The organism is Agrobacterium larrymoorei, assembly GCF_030819275.1.
GTDB classification, from domain to species: Bacteria; Pseudomonadota; Alphaproteobacteria; order Rhizobiales; family Rhizobiaceae; genus Agrobacterium; species Agrobacterium larrymoorei_B.
Genome location: NZ_JAUTBL010000002.1, coordinates 1,877,741 through 1,894,867 on the forward strand (window position 1 = coordinate 1,877,741; position 17,127 = coordinate 1,894,867).

Sequence of the window (17,127 nt, forward strand, 5' to 3'; positions counted from 1 at the left end):
TCTGCCAGTGCTTTTAGCCAATTATTACCACCAGCGAAACCGGCGTCCTCTTCCCATCCCGCCGGAATCGATTACTCTGAACGTCCGGATGATACCTCTGTTCCGGAGCTGCCCCATGGACACGACGACCCTGCTTGCCTTTGCCGCTGCCTTCTTCGTCTTCGCAGCCAGTCCTGGCCCAGACAATATGACCATTGTCGCGCGAACCATCACCCATGGCGCGCCCTCCGGTATCGCCTACGGGCTTGGTACCGTTGCCGGTATTCTGATCTTTCTCACACTCGCCGCCTTCGGCCTGTCGCTGATCGCTGAGGAGATGGGCGTCGCCATGACGGTTCTGCGCTATGGCGGTGCGGCCTATTTGATCTGGATGGGCGTGAAGATGTGGACGGCACAGGCGGTGGTGCCGGAGCTTCAGCCAACGGGTGAAAGACGCGGCCTCCTCTCCATTTTCCTCACCGGCTTCGTCCTCAATCTCGGCAATCCGAAAATGCCACTCTTCTATGTCGCGCTCCTGCCCAACATGGTCGGCGCATCGCTCACCGTGGATCATCTGGCAGCGCTCGCCGCCGTCATTCTCTGCGTCGAGGTTGTGGTGATCGGCGGGCACGTGCTGCTCGCAGTGAGAGCACGAAAGCTGCTGCGTTCCGAACGCGTGGTGCGCCGCGTCAACCGCGTGGCAGGTGGAGTGATGATCGGCTCTGGCGTCGCTGTTGCGGCCAGTCGCTGAGCGGGCATAGCGATCATGGTCGTCAAAAGGATCATCGCCAATATCGCCGCCCCGGACGTCAAAGCCGCCTAGGGCTTTTACGGCGATATACTCGGCCTCGACCTCGTCATGGACCATGGCTGGATCGTCACCTTTGCAGCGCCTTCGATCGAGACCCAGCCGCAGGTCAGCATCGCCAGCGAAGGAGGTTCGGGAACACCCGTGCCGGACCTCTCCATCGAAGTCGATGATCTAGACGATGTGCTGCGCCGTGTCACCACAGCGGGACTGAAGATAGAATATGGGCCAGCGGAAGAACCGTGGGGCGTCAAGCGTTTCTACGTGCGCGATCCTTTCGGGCGGCTCATCAATATCCTCTGCCACGAGAGTGAGAAGGCGGCGAGCTGAGAGTACGGAGCAAGCGCCGCCCTTGAATCTGCCGACGTGCTGCCCCGAAGGCGGAACACGTCACAGAGGAATACTTCGACACAATACGAATGCTTAATTCCTGTCCTGCTAAACTACCTGCAATCTCATGGAGAAAGAGCGGACATGTCGACAAAATGCGAAGGGTGCCAGGACGGCAAAAGCCTAGACCTGCCGTTTTCGATGGCCTTCCAACCGATTGTCGACATCGAAACCGGTTTGGTTTTTGCCAATGAAGCCTTGGTTCGCGGTCCCAATGGAGAAGGTGCGGGCACCGTGCTTTCGAAGGTAGATGACAGTACCCGCTATGCCTTCGATCAGCAGTGTCGCGTCAAGGCGATCAAGCTGGCTGCAAGGCTCTTCGACCCCACCGCCAACACAAAGCTTTCCATCAACTTCATGCCTAACGCCGTTTATGAGCCGCGCGCCTGTATCCGCCTGACGCTGGCGACCGCCATGAAAACCGGCTTTCCTCTCAACCGCATCATTTTCGAGTTCACCGAAACGGAGAAAATGGATTCTGTCCATGTCCTCAACATCCTGCGCACCTATCGGGATATCGGTTTCCTGACGGCAATCGATGATTTTGGTGCAGGCTATTCCGGTCTCGGCCTTCTCACCCATTTCCAACCCGATATCGTCAAACTCGATATGGATATGATCCGTGGCATCGACAGCGATCCCGTCCGACGCGTGATCGTCCGCAACACGTTGAACATGCTGGCCGATCTCAACGTCACACCGCTCTGTGAAGGCGTGGAAACAGCCGGTGAACTCGCAGCACTTCGCGATCTCGGCGTGACACTGGTTCAGGGATATCTCCTGGCAAAACCAGCCTTCGAGTCTCTCGCCATTCCGAGCACGATCAGCGAATTGCTCTCGCCTGCCGCTTAATTCTAAAGCATGGTCAGCGCAAAAGTGTGCAGCGGTTTTGCGATAACGACATGCGATAACAAGGACCTAAAGCGTATGAGCGAATCTGAAAGATCGCGAAACGCTTTAGTGAAACCCTAATCGAAACCTTAATCCTGCGCGGCCAGCAGGCGCGCAGCCGCCGCTCTCGCCTCATCCGTGACTGAAGCACCGGCGAGCATGCGCGCAATCTCTTCTGTGCGGTGCTCCGGCTGCATCGTCGCAACGCGGGTGGCGATACGCTCCGTGCCGTCGCCCGCAGGTCCCTTGGCAATCAACAGATGGGTGGACGCACGTGCCGCGACCTGGGGCGCATGGGTCACGGACAAGACCTGAACAGTCTTCGAAAGCCGCTTCAGTCGCTGGCCGATGGCATCCGCCACGGCACCACCCACGCCTGTGTCGATCTCATCGAAGACCAGCGTGGGTGCCGAGCCGCGATCGGCAAGCGCCACCTTGAGCGCCAGCAGGAAACGTGAAAGCTCGCCACCGGACGCCACCTTCATGATCGGGCCAGGTCGGGTTCCAGGGTTGGTCTGAACGTGGAATTCAACCACATCGATACCGTCTGCCGTCCCCGAAGACGGATCGCTCGTGACCTCCACGGTGAAACGCGCGCGTTCCAGCTTCAAGGCCGGAAGTTCCGCCATCACCGCTTCGGAAAGTGCCGCCGCCGCATTGCGCCGCTTGTCGGAGAGCGACAATGCCGCACGGTCGAAATCGGCTTTGACGACACCGAGCTGGGCTTCCAGCTTCGCCAGCTTCTCTTCGCCAGCATCGAGATCGGCAAGGTCGGTCACCATGCGCTCTGCCAGTGCAGGAAGATCGGTAACGGGGACGGAATATTTGCGACCGGCCGCGCGAAGCGCGAAAAGACGCTCTTCGACCCGCTCCAACTCGCGCGGATCGAATTCCGTGCGGCGAAGCGCCGCTTCCACTTCCATCTGCGCATTGGAAAGATTGTCGAGTGCGGCGTCCAGCAGTTGCACTGTGTCTTCGAGCAGACCCGGCGCTTCGTGGCTCTTGCGTTCCAGCCGGCGCATCATCGAGGCGATGATCGGCACAGGCGAGGCATTGCCGTTCAGAAATTCGCTGGCTTCAGCAATATCGCCCGCAATGCGTTCTGACTTCTGCATCACGGCGCGGCGTTCGGCCAACTCGTCCTCTTCCCCATCGCGGGGAGAAAGCGCTTCCAACTCTTCCACGGAAGAGCGCAGATAATCCGCCTCGCGAGCAGCAGCCTCCACCTTGGCGCGGTGCACCTTCAAGCCACGCTCTGCATCCTTCCAGGTGCGGTAGAGCCCTTGAACCGAGAGAACCTCGTCGCTGAGACCGGCAAAAGCATCAAGAAGCGCGCGATGCGCATTGGTATCCACCAGTGCGCGATCGTCATGCTGACCGTGAATTTCCACCAGATGCTGGCCAAGCTGGCGCATCATCTGCACCGAGACGGCCTGATCGTTCACATAGGCCTTGGTGCGGCCATCGGCGGATTGCACGCGGCGAAAGATCAGATCGCCGTCGTCATCCAGACCATTTTCACGCAGCAGCAAACGTGCAGGATGATCCATGCCGACTTCGAAAGTCGCCGTCACCTGCCCCTTATCCTCGCCGTGGCGCACGAGACCGCCATCTCCGCGGCCACCAAGGGCCAAGGACAGGCTATCGAGAAGAATGGATTTGCCGGCGCCGGTTTCGCCGGTCAGCACGGAGAGACCGGCCTCGAACCCAAGGTCGAGCCGTTCGATCAGAACGATGTCGCGGATCGAAAGCTGGACCAGCATGGATGACGCCCTTGCCTTACGCTCCGATCAGCTTCTTGCCGGCGCGGGAAATCCAGGATTCGCGGTTTTCACGCGGCTCCAGTCCCTGGCCCTTCAAGAGCTTGTAGGAATCGGCATACCACTGGCTGTCCGGGTAGTTGTTGCCGAGAACGGCAGCTGCCGTCTGGGCCTCGTCCACCAGTCCCATGGCATAATAGGCTTCGGTGAGACGCGCCAGCGCCTCTTCGATCTGGTTGGTGTTCTGGTACTGCTCCACGACGATGCGGAAACGGGACACAGCCGCCAGATATTCCTTGCGCTCCAGGTAATAGCGACCGACCTGCATTTCGCGACCGGCAAGCTGGTCACGCGCAAAGCGGATCTTGGCCTGCGCATCGGCGACATATTCCGAGTCGGGATAGTCGTTGACGACCTTGCTCATCGCTTCGATGGTGCGCTGAGCGGCGCGCTGATCCTGCGTCACGTCGGCGATCTGCTTGGAGTAAGCAAGACCGATCATGTACTGGACGTAAGCGGCGTCTTTCGCCCGTGGATATTGCTTGAGGAAGCGCTGACCAGATGTGATCGCGGCTTCGTTCTTGTTCTGGCGGGTGGCGATGAAGGTGTTCATCACCAGAGCCTTCTGGCCCCACTCGGTAAAGGGGTACTGCTTGTCGATCGCGGTGAACTTGCGACCGGCTTCCGTCATGTTGCCCTTGTTCATATTGGCAAGCGCCTGGCGGTACAACACGTCCGGCGGATCGGTTTCAACGCCAAGCTTGGTAATGTCGATATCGGGATCGGACTGGCAGGCAGTGACCAGCGTTCCGGCGCCAAGCAGCATCAGCGATACGAGCCCAACCCGCACCGTTCCATTCATTGCACCAGACCCTATACGCTTCATTCGACAGTTCCCACTTCCCGCGTCACTACAGAGCTTAGGCTTTCGCAGGCGGTTCTAGCCGCAAAAGCACCAGCAGGGCAACGCAATGATGACGCATTAACGCATTTTTATGGCAGGCGCGCGCGTAAAACACGATAATCCTGACCTCCACCCATACAAGTCCTATTAGCCGGTTGTAATCTGCTTTGCCAGCTTTTTAAGCGATCACGCCACCGCCCTTAGACGGCGCTCAACGACGCCTAACGAAAGGCAAAAGAAAAAGGCTGCCTGGAGGACAGCCTTTATGAAAAGTCGAATGTCTCTCTGGTCTTATGCGGACCAGGGCGAAAATTCAGGCTGGTTGATCGCGACGAATTCACGGGCACGAACGACCGGCTGACGCGCGGCAGGAGCCTCGACGATCTCATAAGCGGTCGGGTCGCTCAGAAGCGCCTTCAGCGCGTTTGCATTGACCTTATGACCACCACGATAGGAGCGGTAGCAACCGATGAACTGCGCGCCGGCAAGTGCCAGATCGCCGACAGCATCGAGCGTCTTGTGACGGACGAACTCGTCCTTTTCGTAGCGCAGGCCTTCCATGTTGATGACCGTGTGGTCGTCGGAGATGACGACCGAATTTTCCAGCGAAGAGCCGAGCGCGTAGCCAGCAGCCCAAAGGCGCTCCACATCACGCATGAAGCCGAAGGTACGAGCGCGCGACAGCTCGTTCTTGAAGGTCTCCGCCGTCAGGTCACCCTTCCAGGTCTGGCGGCCGATCAGCGGCGTATCAAAGTCGATTTCAACCTCGAAGCGCGTACCATCATAAGGGCGGAACTCCGCCCAGGAGGCGCCTGAGTCGATGCGAACCGGCTTGATGACGCGAATGTAGCGACGCTTCACACCGAGATTGACGATACCAACCGATTCGATGGCTTCGATGAACGGTGCGGCGCTGCCATCCATGATCGGCACTTCCGGACCGTCGACTTCAACGATCAGATTGTCGATGCCCATGGCGTAGATGCCGGCCATGACATGCTCGACGGTTGCAACAGACTGTGCGGGCGAACGGCCGATCACGGTGCAGAGGTCGGTATTGCCAACATTGGCAGAAACCGCCTTCACTTCCACCACGGTGCCATTGTCCAGCGTGCGGCTGAAAACGATGCCAGTTCCGGCTTCCGCCGGCTGGAACGTCATGGAGGCCGGATTGCCCGAATGAACGCCGATGCCCTTGAGCTGAACAGGGTTGGCGATAGTTGTCTGGAAACCGAGCAATCCGATGGTCATGCGTATCAAGCCTTTTCATGGGACAGAGCCGACGATGCCGGCTTAGTCCGAAGTCAATTGAGGGGAAATTCGGTCTTCACGCAGACGTTATTTCCCGATCCCATGCTCTTACATACGCACACTGCAGCGCCACCACAAATCACTGTTGATGTCGCTTTGTTACACACTCAAGCATTTGAAAGAATTGGGATAAGCGCCCTCGCCCCACGACGATGAAACACAAATACCCGGGCCTTTCGGACCCGGGTATTCGCTTAACGCAGAATCGCCTGATCGGTTCACCGACCGGCTATCCGATCAGTTCGACTGACGGCGCAGGAAGGCCGGAATTTCGAGCTGATCGTCTTCGTGATGGCTGGCGGAAGCCGGCGACTGGCGACCGTGGTCATCCAGATTGCCGCGACGCGGTGCGTACATGCTCGCTTCCGGGGACATTGGACGACGCTGCTGCGGAGCAAGGCTCGGAGCATCCATCATGTCGGAAGGAACAGCTTCTTCTTCATCGCGACGGCCGAGCGAATTGGTGATTCGCTTCAGCAGACCCATCGGGCCGCGCTCTTCAGGCGCAGCGTGAGCAACCTGTGCGCGGTGATCCATTTCGGCCTTTACGACCGGGGGAAAGTCCTCGACCTTTGGCATGCGAACCGGCTCCGGCTGGCGTGCGACAGGAGCTGGTTCATGATAAACCTGAGCCTGCGGCTGTGCCATGCGCGGAGCCGGCGCTGCGACCTGCTCCGGAGCGTGGTATACAGGTGCCGGAGCAGCCTGAACCGGTGCTGCGGGGCGAGCAACGACCGGCGCTTCGGCCGGAGCAGATGCGAACAGCTTGCTCTGTGGGCGGAACTCGGCTTCTGCCTGTGCCTGGCGCAACTGCTGTTCAGCAGCGGCCAGAGCCAGTTCGCGCTCCATATCGACTTCCGCAGCGCGGATGGTCTGAGCAATCGGATCTACGGACTTTGGTGCCTGCATAACTGGGGCAGGCTGAACTGCGGCCGGTGCGGATGCAACGGCCGCGGAGGGACGGATAACGGGCTTTGCTGCCGCAGCGGCGGCTGCGCGCATCTCGGCGATGTTCTTTTCCATCTGGCCCGGTACACGGTCGATGCCGGTGGCAACGACGGAGACGCGGATAAGGCCTTCGAGCGCTTCGTCGAAAGTCGCGCCGAGGATGATGTTGGCATCCGGATCGACTTCTTCGCGAATACGCGTTGCAGCTTCGTCGACTTCGAAGAGGGTCAGGTCGCGACCACCGGTGATGGAGATCAGGAGGCCCTGCGCGCCCTTCATCGAGGTTTCGTCGAGCAGCGGGTTGGCAATCGCCGCTTCCGCAGCCTGCATTGCGCGGCCTTCGCCGGAAGCCTCACCGGTACCCATCATTGCGCGGCCCATTTCGCGCATGACCGAGCGAACGTCGGCGAAGTCGAGGTTGATGAGACCTTCCTTCACCATCAGGTCGGTAATGCAGGCAACGCCGGAATAGAGAACCTGGTCGGCCATTGCGAAAGCATCGGCAAAGGTCGTCTTGTCATTGGCAATGCGGAAGAGATTCTGGTTCGGAATGACGATCAGCGTATCGACAGACTTCTGCAGCTCTTCGATGCCCTGCTCGGCCAGACGCATGCGGCGTCCGCCTTCGAAGTGGAAGGGCTTGGTAACAACGCCAACCGTCAGGATGCCCTTGTTACGGGCAGCCTGTGCAACGACCGGAGCCGCACCCGTGCCCGTGCCGCCGCCCATGCCGGCGGTGACGAAGCACATGTGTGTACCGTTCAGGTGGTCGATGATTTCATCAATGCACTCTTCGGCAGCAGCGCGGCCGACTTCCGGCTGCGAACCGGCGCCGAGACCTTCGGTGACGTTGACGCCGAGCTGGATAACCCGGTCGGCCTTCGTCATCGTCAGGGCCTGCGCGTCCGTGTTGGCGACAACGAAATCGACGCCCTGAAGACCTGCAGTGATCATGTTGTTGACAGCGTTACCGCCACCGCCGCCAACACCGAAAACGGTGATGCGTGGCTTCAGCTCGGTGATATCCGGCTTTTGCAGCTGTATCGTCATTTTACCATTCCTTCTTTTGATGGCCGGCAACGCCCCGCTGGCCAATTTCTTTGAACTTCACTCATTCCTCTTCCGATACGCAGGAAAAGGATCAGAAACTTTCTTTCAGCCACTGCCCCACGCGAGCGATCCGCCCGCTGCCCATTCCAAACGGCGAGAACATTCCGCTCTGCGCCGCGTGAATTTCAATGTCCGCGATCTGCGGATAGATCATCAATCCGCAAGCGGTAGAAAAGGCCGGGCCCTTGGCCGCAACCGGCAGGCCCGCCACGCCCATCGGACGACCGATGCGCACATTGCGAGCCAGAATACGACGCGCCGTCTCCGGCAGACCGGTGAGCTGGCTTGCGCCACCTGTCAGCACCACGCGCTTGCCCACGATCGGGCTGAAACCGGACTTCTGGATCCGGTCGCGGATCAGTTCCAGCGTCTCCTCGATACGAGCGCGAATGATGCGACTGACCAGTGCTTTCGAAACCTGCGATGGCTGGTCGCGATCGTCTTCGCCAATCGGCGGAACGGCGATCATTTCGCGATCATCCACGCCGCCATTGGCAAGCGACGAACCGTGAACGACCTTCAGACGCTCGGCATCTTCGATGCGCGTGGAAAGACCACGCGCCAGATCGGTGGTGACGTGATGACCGCCGAGACCGATGGCATCCGTGTGCACCAGGCGACCTTCGGCAAAAACCGAAATCGTCGTGGTGCCGCCGCCCATGTCGATGGCAGCACATCCAAGTTCGACTTCGTCGTCCACAAGTGCCGCAAGACCGCTGGCATAGGGGGTCGCAACAATGCCTTCGACCGACAGGTGCGCGCGGTTGATGCAGAGCTCGAGGTTCTTCAGAGCCGTGCGTTCCGCCGTCACCACATGCATGTCCACGCCCAGCAGGTCGCCATACATGGAAAGCGGATCGCGAATGCCGCGCTCGCCATCCAGCGAATAGCCGGTCGGCAGGGAATGAAGGATCGCGCGGTCCTGGCGCAGCGACTGCTGGCTTGCGGCGATCAGAACCTTGCGCAGATCGCCGGATTCCACTTCCTGGCCACCGAGATCGATAGAGGCGGTGTAGATATCGCTCGCCAGACGGCCAGCCGAAACATTGACGATCAGGCTATCGACCGTCAGGCCCGCCATGCGCTCGGCTGCATCGACGGCCAGCCGAATGACGCCTTCCAGCGCGTCGAGGTCGGCAATGACGCCGGATTTCACGCCACGCGAACGCTGATGGCCGATGCCGATCACATCCACCTTATGCGTACGACCGGGAAGAACTTCGCTCTCCTGGCGCGGCGTCAGGCGGCCGATCATGCAAACGACTTTGGTGGAGCCGATATCGAGAACGGAGACCACATGGCTGCGCTTGGACGGCAAGGGCTTCAGACGCGGCAGACCGAATTGGGAAGAACCGAACAAGCTCATGTGTTCTTCTCCGCTTTCTTGAGGGCCTTGCTGCGCGCGTCGACGGCGGCTTGGCGGCGCTCAGCCGCACCTTCCGTCAACTGCACCGTCGTGCGGTCGGAAAGACGCAGGTCAACGGCTGCGACATCGCGCGAAAGGATTTTCTGCTCCATGTCGAGACGAGCAAGAAGCTGCAGCGCCTTCGGCACATTTTCTTCCGGCAGCTTAACGACGATGCCGTTGTCGAGATGCAGGTCCCAGCGACGGCCGGCAACGCGAACATAGGCGCGAACGCGGTTGCGGATTTCCGGCCAGTCGGCAAGTTCGTCGACAAAGCCAGCGGCACCCGTTTCTGCGTCACGACCAACGAAGAGTGGCAGGCCTGCATATTTGTTATCACGCAACGGCGCGATGACGCTGCCGCTCTTTTCGATCAGCGACAGTTCCGAACCGTGCTGCCAGATACCGAAAGCCTGGCGCTCCTTCAGACGAACTTCGATCGTCTTCGGATAAACCTTGCGCACTTCGACATCTTCGACCCAGGGAAGCTCGGTCAATTTCTTACGCGCGGCATTGACGTCAAGCGAGATCAGCGAGGTTGCGCCATCGAGGCCAAGAAGCTGAAAGACTTCGATTTCCGACGTCTGCACATTACCGGAGACCTTCACGTCCTCGACGGCGAAACCGGCGGCGGAGGTCGTAGCCTGAGCGACCAGTTCCGTGTGGCCACCAAGCGACATGCCGTAAAGACCGATGGCAGAGAAGAACACTAGCGTCGAGGCCGTGCCGGTATGGGCCGGAATGTGAATGCGCCCAGTCGCGAGGCTGACACAGAAGCGGAACACGCGACGCAGCGGACGCGGAAGGACGAGGCGATCGTCCGCACCGGCCGATGCGTGGATATCACGCTTTTTGGTTGTCGATCTTTTGCCGTTTACCGCAAGCACGACGCGTCCTCCACCATCCACCGGACAAGCTCACCAAAGGAACGGCCCTGATAAGCCGCCATCTCGGGCACGAGGGAGGTTGGCGTCATGCCTGGCTGGGTGTTGATTTCCAGCCAGATAAGTTCGCCATCTTCTGAGAAACGGTCGTCGTAGCGAAAATCCGAACGGCTTACGCCACGGCAGCCAATCACCTGATGCGCCATGACTGCCAATGATTGGATTCTTTGGTAAATATTCGGTGAAATTTCCGCCGGGATGACATGCTTTGAGCCACCCTTGGCGTATTTTGCATCATAATCGTAAAAATTATGGCCGAGCGGCACCACTTCCGTAACGCCGAGAGCTTCACCATTCATCACGCCCGCAGGTCATTTCACGACCATGAACATAGCGCTCGACCATGACCGAATCGCCATAGCGCCATTCAGCAGAACCAAGCACCTGCGGAGGATGGGACTGGTCTTCCTTGACGATGACGACACCGAAGCTCGAACCTTCGCGAACCGGCTTCACCACATAAGGCGTGGCCATCGGATGCTCCGAACCGATATCGAAGCGGTTCATCAGCTTTTCCGCCGCGACAGGAATGCCAGCGGCAGCAGCGATCTTCTTCGACTGCGACTTGTTCATCGCCAGCGAGGAAGCCGCAACACCGGAATGCGTGTAGGGAATTTCGAGATATTCGAGGATGCCCTGGATCGTACCGTCTTCACCGAAAGGGCCATGCAGCGCATTGAAGGCGACATCAGGCCTAAGATCGGCAAGAACGGCAGCGATATTGCGATCGACATCCACACGCGTGACCTTATAGCCCTCGCCTTCCAGCGCGGATGCGCAAGCTTCTCCCGACGAGAGGCTGACCGGCCGCTCCGCAGAAAACCCACCCATAAGAACAGCCACGTGCTTGCCGCTCATAACAACCTCTAACACCTGAAATTCCAGACGAGGCACCGGAACCGGAATGGTTCACGATTCTCTCGCCCGACCCGTACGAGACACTTAAACGTCATTAAGGTTAACGAAGCGTTTACTTTCCTTAACCGAAACGGCCTGCGGTGCGATTTTTGTTAAAGAATCACATGAGGCACGGATTCCTTCCTTGGAATCAGAGTGTTGCGGTCGACGCAAGATTCAGAATTTGAACTGGATCAAATAAATCCGTTGCGCGGAGTTCGAGCATCGGCATCGAAAGCAAGATCGATTCGTTAAGATCGGCAGTTTTTCCCCAGGGTTTTAACACTCGCGACCTACCGACCCGATGCACCACCCAACATGGTGACAACAGCGAGTTGATTGTCCGGCGACCCCTGCCGCCAGCGGAAAAATCCGCCCATCCTCGTATTTTTTGCTGCTTATTGCGCTTTAAGCGTTTCAAAGGATCGAAAATTGCGTTAACGCAACCGCAACCTACCCAAGGGTTTATAAGTCTTACTTAACAATGGAACCAACATAATGACTGACGCGATATCTCCTGTATCGCCGACAGCTGACAAGCCGAACGATGTAAAGACAAATTCGCCTGCACGAGTTCTTACTGCCAGCCTGGTCGGCACGACCATCGAGTTCTTCGATTTCTACGTTTATGCGACCGCCGCCGTGCTCGTGTTTCCGACGCTGTTCTTCCCTAACAGCGATCCGATGACGGCGCTGCTTGCATCCTTCGCCACCTTCTCGATCGCCTTCTTCGCCCGTCCCCTCGGCGCTCTGGTGTTCGGCCACTACGGTGACCGCGTCGGCCGCAAGACGACGCTCGTTGCAGCGCTGTTGACGATGGGCGTTTCGACCGTCGTGATCGGTCTTCTGCCATCTTACGAGACAGCCGGCGTCCTCGCTCCGCTGCTGCTTGCGCTGTGCCGTTTCGGTCAGGGCTTCGGCCTTGGCGGCGAATGGGGCGGTGCGGTTCTTCTCGCAACGGAAAACGCCCCTCCCGGCAAACGCAACTGGTATGCGATGTTCCCGCAGCTCGGCGCACCGGTCGGCCTCTTTCTGTCGTCCGGCATCTTCTGGCTGCTTCTGCATGTCATGTCGAATGAAGCGCTGATCTCCTGGGGCTGGCGTATTCCTTTCATCGCCTCGACGCTGCTGATCGCCGTCGGTCTGTGGGTTCGTTTCTCCATTTCGGAAACGCCTGCCTTCCAGAAGGCCATCGACAAGCATGAGCGCGTTGCCGTTCCTGCCAAGGAAATCTTCACCAAGTACAAGCGCAGCCTGTTCCTCGGCACCTTTGTCGCGCTCGTCACCTTCGTGCTGTTCTACATCGCAACCGCCTGGCTGCTGTCCTACAACGTCAAGGTCCTGAAGATCCCCTTCCTCGACGCGCTGGAAATCCAGATCCTCAGCGCCGTGGTCTTCGGTATCTTCATTCCGCTGACCGGCATTGTCGGCGACAAGGTCGGTCGTCGCCTGTCGCTGATCGTCATCACGGTCCTGATTGCCGCCTTCTCCTTCCTGCTTCCGGTTCTGCTGGGCGGCGGCGAGGCGGGCGTTGCGGTCTTCGCGGCGTCGGCAATGGCCCTTATGGGCATGACCTACGCCCTGATCGGTGCAGCACTGGCAGCGCCGTTCCCCACCAGCGTGCGCTACACCGGTGCGTCGCTGACCTTCAACTTCGCAGGCATCGTCGGCGCCTCGCTCGCACCTTATATCGCGACCTGGCTGCAGACGAATTACGGCATGCCAGCCGTCGGCTACTATCTCGGCCTGGCTGCTGTCATCACGCTGATCTGCATCCTCGCCTCCGGCAAGGACGAAGTATAACGTCATCGGATGAGGCGGCGCGCCATCACGGATGCGCCGCTTGAAGCCTGAATCAACCTCACAAAAAAGCCCCCGAAGTTTCTGACTTCGCGGGCTTTTTTAGTTTCTACACTCACTCACCTGGGTGAATTTTATGCCGGTTAGAGCGACGGGCATCGCTGATCCAGATTGCAGCCCAAACGCCCGCACTGATCAGCAATGGTAAAACATACAGAAAAAAGAATGTCGCCAAGTTCATGGCCGCAGCCTTCCGAGCACGTGTCTTGCACCCAAATGTAATAGCAAAGCAGCCAAAAGCCAAGTGAGGGTAGAGACAACGATCCCCCAAGAGATCGTGAGCCCTGCCCCATTTGCGAGGGACACAGCTGGCGCAATGAAGCCAGCTGCTATGCAGGCGGTAGAAAGACGGTCAATAGAGTTGGCCAAAAGCTTGGTACGTTCATTATGCACCAAGCTCACGATCACGCTCCCAGAAACGGCTCGACTTCCCGGCCTGGCATGAAGAGCCCGAGGCGCTTGATTTCCCATTCGAGACGAATGCCGGAATTTTCGAAGACCCGCTTGCGCACGGCTTCACCGAGATATTCGAGATCGTAGCCCGTGGCGTGGCCGGTATTGATCATGAAATTGCAATGCAGCGACGACATCTGTGCGCCGCCGATCACCATGCCGCGACCGCCCGCCTCGTCGATCAGCTCCCAGGCGGAGTGACCTTCAGGGTTCTTGAAGGTCGAACCGCCCGTCTGTTCGCGGATCGGCTGAACCGTCTCGCGGTGGTGACGCACCGCGTCCATGTCGGCGCGGATTTTCGCACGGTCTTCCGGATAGCCTTCGAAGAGCGCACCGGTGAAAATCAAATCCTTATCGGCGCCTGAGTGCCGGTAGCTATACTGCATATCGGCGTTGGACAGCACATGGCTGTTGCCCTTGCGATCCACCGCATAGACTTCAATCACACGGTCGCGGGTCTCGCCACCATTGGCGCCGGCATTCATGCGCAGCGCGCCGCCGATGGAACCCGGAATACCATAATAGAAATGGAAGCCGCCGATGCCGTTATCCATCGCCATGGCCGCGATATGCTTGTCCGGGCAAATCGCACCGGCCTTGATGCGGTTCTCGCCCGCAAGCTCCACCTGACCAAAGCCCTTGGCGGACAAACGCACGACCACGCCCGGAATGCCGCCATCGCGGACCAGCAGGTTGGAACCGACGCCAACGACTGTCAGCGGAACATCTTCCGGCAGAAGCTTGAGGAAGGTGATGAGATCATCCGTATCGTGGGGCTGGAACATCAGTTCCGCAAGACCACCGGCCCTGAACCACGTCACGCGGTCCATTGGCGAGTCCGGCGTCACACGTCCTCTTAGTTCCTTCACCCCGTCGCCGAGCCTTCCCAGCAACTTTACCCCATCCACCTGTCTCATGCAGACTTTCCTGAAATGCTATCCAATTCCGAGGGCAGCGCCGCCGCCCACTGCGTAATATTACCAGCCCCCAAGAGAACCACGAAATCACCCGGATTCGCAATGGCTGCCACCGTCTTTGCCAGATCGTCCCGCGAGGCGAGGTACCGGGCATCGCGATGTCCCGCAGCCCTGGTCGCAGAAACCAGCGTCTCGGAGTTCACGCCCTCGATGGCATCTTCACCCGCAGCATAAACCGGAGCAAGAAGAATTGTGTCCGCATCGTTGAAGCAGTGAGCAAAATCCTCAAACAGGCTCGACAGACGCGTGAAACGGTGCGGTTGATGCACGGCGATGATACGGCCCTTGCAGGCTTCACGCGCGGCCTTCAACACCGCCTTGATTTCCACCGGATGGTGGCCGTAATCGTCGAAGACCTGAACGCCGTTCGATTCACCCGTCAGCGTAAAGCGGCGCTTGACGCCACCGAAGGAGCCGAGCCCCTTCTTGATGTCGGCTTCGGAGATGCCAAGCCGGTTGGCAACAGCGATCGCCGCCGTGGCATTCGAGATATTGTGACGGCCGGGCATCGGCAGGACGAGATCCTTGAAGGAGAACACCTTGCCCGTACGGCGACGGCGAATTTCCACATCGAAGACGGACTTCGTGCCGTCGATGCGGACATTGGAGAAGCGCACGTCAGCCTGCGGGTTCTCGCCATAGGTGATGACCTTGCGATCCTCGATCTTGCCGACCAGCGTCTGCACTTCCGGATGGTCCAGGCACATGACGCCGAAGCCATAGAAAGGTACGTTCTCGACGAACTGACGGAAGGCTTCACGCACCGCATCGAAATTGCCGTAATGGTCAAGATGCTCCGGATCGATATTGGTCACGACCGCAACATCGGCGGGAAGCTTCAGGAAGGTGCCGTCGGATTCGTCGGCCTCCACCACCATCCACTCGCCCTCGCCCATGCGGGCATTGGTGCCGTAGGCATTGATGATGCCGCCATTGATAACGGTCGGATCGAGATTGCCGGCTTCTAACAGCGTCGCCACCATAGAGGTGGTCGTGGTCTTGCCATGCGTACCGCCAATGGCGATTGCATTGCGAAAACGCATCAGTTCAGCCAGCATTTCCGCACGGCGAACGATCGGCAGATGTTTTTCGCGCGCGGCAACCAGTTCAGGGTTGTTCTTCTTGATGGCAGTCGACACCACCACCACTTCCGCGTCGCCAAGGTTTTCGGCCTTGTGCCCGACGAAAACCTCGATGCCCTTATCGCGCAGACGCTGCACATTGGCGCTGTCTGCCTGATCGGAGCCTTGAACGCGATGACCAAGATTGTGCAGCACTTCGGCAATGCCGCTCATGCCGATGCCGCCAATTCCGATGAAATGGACAAGACCGATGGCTTTCGGCATCTTCATGGATGCACTCCTTCATTTTCCGATTTGAATTGCTGAACGCTTTTCCCCGCTGCGATTGCCTCCACAAGATCGGCAAGACGCTTTGCCGCATCCGGTTTACCGGTGGCCTTGGCTGCAGCTGCCGTCTTTTCCAGTCGCACCGGATCGTTCATTGCATCTGCGAGCAGGGCCGAGAGCGCTTTTGGCGAAAGCTCGGGCTGCTTGATGACGCTGGCACCGCCTGCGGCGGAAAGGGCCGCGGCATTGGCCGCCTGGTCGTGATCGAGGGCATGCGGATAGGGAACGAGCACCGAAGGACGGCCGATCACCGAAAGCTCCGAAACGGTCGAGGCGCCGGAGCGGCTAATGACCAGATCGGCCTGTGCGATCCGCTCGGCCATATTGCCGAAGAAGGGGGAGATATCCGCCTTGACGCCGAGCTTCTTGTAGGATTCGACGACGCTGTCCTTGTCCTCGACACGCGCCTGCTGCGTCAGTGTAATACGGCTGCGCAATTCGTTTGGAAGAAGGCAGATGGCCGCAGGAACGGCTGCTGAGAAGAACTGTGCGCCCTGGCTTCCGCCAAACACCACAAGGTTGAAATCTTCACCCGCCTGAGACGGCGTATAGGGCACCTCGGCAGCAGAAAGCACCGCCGGGCGAACAGGGTTGCCGGTCATGACGATCTTGTCACCGAACTCGCCCTTGTTCTCCGGCAGGAAGCCCCCGGCAATTGCCTTCACCCGCTTTGCCAGCGCCTTGTTGGCGCGGCCCATGACGGCATTCTGTTCATGCAGCAGCGAAGGGACGCCCATGCCGGTCGAGGCGAGAAGCGGCGGCACTGTCGGATAACCACCGAAGCCGACCACGGCGACCGGCTTCAGCCGCGTCATCAGCTTGCGCGCGGAGCGAAGACCGGTCCACAGCGTTGCCAGCGCCTTGATGACACGAATGGGATTTTTCGAGCCAATCGTGGCAGACGGCACAACATGAATTTCATCGGCAGGAAATTTGCCCGCATAGCGCTCGGCGCGGCTGTCCGTCACCAGATGCACGGAATAGCCTCGGGCCTTCAACTCATAAGCCAGAGCCTCGGCTGGAAAAACATGGCCGCCGGTTCCCCCGGCGGCAAGCATAACAATACCCTTGGTCATAACTC

The 17,127-nt window shown here is 59.1% G+C and carries 12 protein-coding genes and 2 pseudogenes; 4 read left to right on the forward strand and 10 right to left on the reverse strand.

The features are described from left to right. Nucleotides 1–115 precede the first annotated feature (115 nt). The 3 genes and pseudogenes from QE408_RS17760 (at nt 116) to QE408_RS17770 (ending at nt 2,029) form a co-directional block, all read left to right on the forward strand. Complete coding sequence (locus tag QE408_RS17760; protein ID WP_306933441.1) at nt 116–730, forward strand: LysE family translocator; 615 nt, start codon at nt 116–118, stop codon at nt 728–730. 15 nt (nt 731–745) lie between these two features. Continuing rightward, nucleotides 746–1,117: pseudogene (locus tag QE408_RS17765) on the forward strand (VOC family protein). 144 nt (nt 1,118–1,261) lie between these two features. Further along, nucleotides 1,262–2,029, forward strand: coding sequence for an EAL domain-containing protein (locus QE408_RS17770; protein WP_306933443.1), 768 nt, complete (start codon nt 1,262–1,264; stop codon nt 2,027–2,029). A gap of 128 nt (nt 2,030–2,157) precedes the next feature. On the opposite strand, the gene recN is transcribed toward QE408_RS17770, so the two are convergent. From recN to QE408_RS17805, 7 genes and pseudogenes are all read right to left on the reverse strand, one after another. Beyond that, entirely contained in the window at nt 2,158–3,831 is a 1,674-nt protein-coding gene (gene recN, locus QE408_RS17775; protein WP_306933445.1) for a DNA repair protein RecN, read from the reverse strand. 16 nt (nt 3,832–3,847) lie between these two features. After that, a complete protein-coding gene (locus tag QE408_RS17780; protein ID WP_306933447.1) occupies nt 3,848–4,714 on the reverse strand; it encodes an outer membrane protein assembly factor BamD in 867 nt (288 codons plus the stop codon). A gap of 309 nt (nt 4,715–5,023) precedes the next feature. After that, entirely contained in the window at nt 5,024–5,983 is a 960-nt protein-coding gene (gene lpxC, locus QE408_RS17785) for a UDP-3-O-acyl-N-acetylglucosamine deacetylase (protein ID WP_306933449.1), read from the reverse strand. A gap of 297 nt (nt 5,984–6,280) precedes the next feature. Then, nucleotides 6,281–8,041 carry a cell division protein FtsZ gene (ftsZ, locus tag QE408_RS17790; RefSeq protein WP_306933451.1) on the reverse strand — a complete coding sequence of 587 codons (1,761 nt, stop codon included), beginning with the start codon at nt 8,039–8,041 and terminating at the stop codon, nt 6,281–6,283. 91 nt (nt 8,042–8,132) lie between these two features. Then, entirely contained in the window at nt 8,133–9,467 is a 1,335-nt protein-coding gene (gene ftsA / locus QE408_RS17795; protein WP_306933453.1) for a cell division protein FtsA, read from the reverse strand. After that, nucleotides 9,464–10,348 (reverse strand): cell division protein FtsQ/DivIB, encoded by an 885-nt coding sequence (locus QE408_RS17800; RefSeq protein WP_306934850.1) that lies wholly within the window; start codon nt 10,346–10,348, stop codon nt 9,464–9,466. Before QE408_RS17800 ends, ftsA begins: the two co-directional genes overlap by 4 nt. 32 nt (nt 10,349–10,380) lie before the next feature. After that, nucleotides 10,381–11,308: pseudogene (locus tag QE408_RS17805) on the reverse strand (D-alanine--D-alanine ligase). A gap of 537 nt (nt 11,309–11,845) precedes the next feature. On the opposite strand from QE408_RS17805, the gene QE408_RS17810 reads away from it, so the two are divergent. Next, nucleotides 11,846–13,150 carry an MFS transporter gene (locus QE408_RS17810; RefSeq protein WP_306933455.1) on the forward strand — a complete coding sequence of 435 codons (1,305 nt, stop codon included), beginning with the start codon at nt 11,846–11,848 and terminating at the stop codon, nt 13,148–13,150. A gap of 461 nt (nt 13,151–13,611) precedes the next feature. Here QE408_RS17810 and murB read toward each other — a convergent pair whose 3' ends face one another. From murB to murG, 3 genes are read right to left on the reverse strand one after another with little or no spacing between them, the layout of a single operon-like run. Beyond that, the gene (gene murB / locus QE408_RS17815; protein WP_306933457.1) at nt 13,612–14,577 is read right to left on the reverse strand and encodes a UDP-N-acetylmuramate dehydrogenase; all 966 of its coding nucleotides are present in this window, start codon (nt 14,575–14,577) and stop codon (nt 13,612–13,614) included. Further along, nucleotides 14,574–15,989: a UDP-N-acetylmuramate--L-alanine ligase gene (gene murC / locus QE408_RS17820; protein ID WP_306933459.1), complete on the reverse strand. Its 1,416-nt coding sequence runs from the start codon at nt 15,987–15,989 to the stop codon at nt 14,574–14,576. The genes murB and murC overlap by 4 nt, the downstream gene beginning before the upstream one ends. Further along, nucleotides 15,986–17,122 (reverse strand): undecaprenyldiphospho-muramoylpentapeptide beta-N-acetylglucosaminyltransferase, encoded by a 1,137-nt coding sequence (murG, locus tag QE408_RS17825; protein ID WP_306933461.1) that lies wholly within the window; start codon nt 17,120–17,122, stop codon nt 15,986–15,988. Before murG ends, murC begins: the two co-directional genes overlap by 4 nt. Between the last annotated feature and the right edge of the window lie 5 nt (nt 17,123–17,127).

Coding starts and splice junctions, on each gene's coding strand:
- ftsZ (WP_306933451.1), bottom strand. CDS start 8,041: ATGACGATACAGCTGCAAAAGCCGGATATCACCGAGCTGAAGCCACGC.
- recN (WP_306933445.1), bottom strand. CDS start 3,831: ATGCTGGTCCAGCTTTCGATCCGCGACATCGTTCTGATCGAACGGCTC.
- QE408_RS17810 (WP_306933455.1), top strand. CDS start 11,846: ATGACTGACGCGATATCTCCTGTATCGCCGACAGCTGACAAGCCGAAC.
- lpxC (WP_306933449.1), bottom strand. CDS start 5,983: ATGACCATCGGATTGCTCGGTTTCCAGACAACTATCGCCAACCCTGTT.
- murC (WP_306933459.1), bottom strand. CDS start 15,989: ATGAAGATGCCGAAAGCCATCGGTCTTGTCCATTTCATCGGAATTGGC.
- ftsA (WP_306933453.1), bottom strand. CDS start 9,467: ATGAGCTTGTTCGGTTCTTCCCAATTCGGTCTGCCGCGTCTGAAGCCC.
- QE408_RS17760 (WP_306933441.1), top strand. CDS start 116: ATGGACACGACGACCCTGCTTGCCTTTGCCGCTGCCTTCTTCGTCTTC.
- QE408_RS17780 (WP_306933447.1), bottom strand. CDS start 4,714: ATGAAGCGTATAGGGTCTGGTGCAATGAATGGAACGGTGCGGGTTGGG.
- murG (WP_306933461.1), bottom strand. CDS start 17,122: ATGACCAAGGGTATTGTTATGCTTGCCGCCGGGGGAACCGGCGGCCAT.
- murB (WP_306933457.1), bottom strand. CDS start 14,577: ATGAGACAGGTGGATGGGGTAAAGTTGCTGGGAAGGCTCGGCGACGGG.
- QE408_RS17770 (WP_306933443.1), top strand. CDS start 1,262: ATGTCGACAAAATGCGAAGGGTGCCAGGACGGCAAAAGCCTAGACCTG.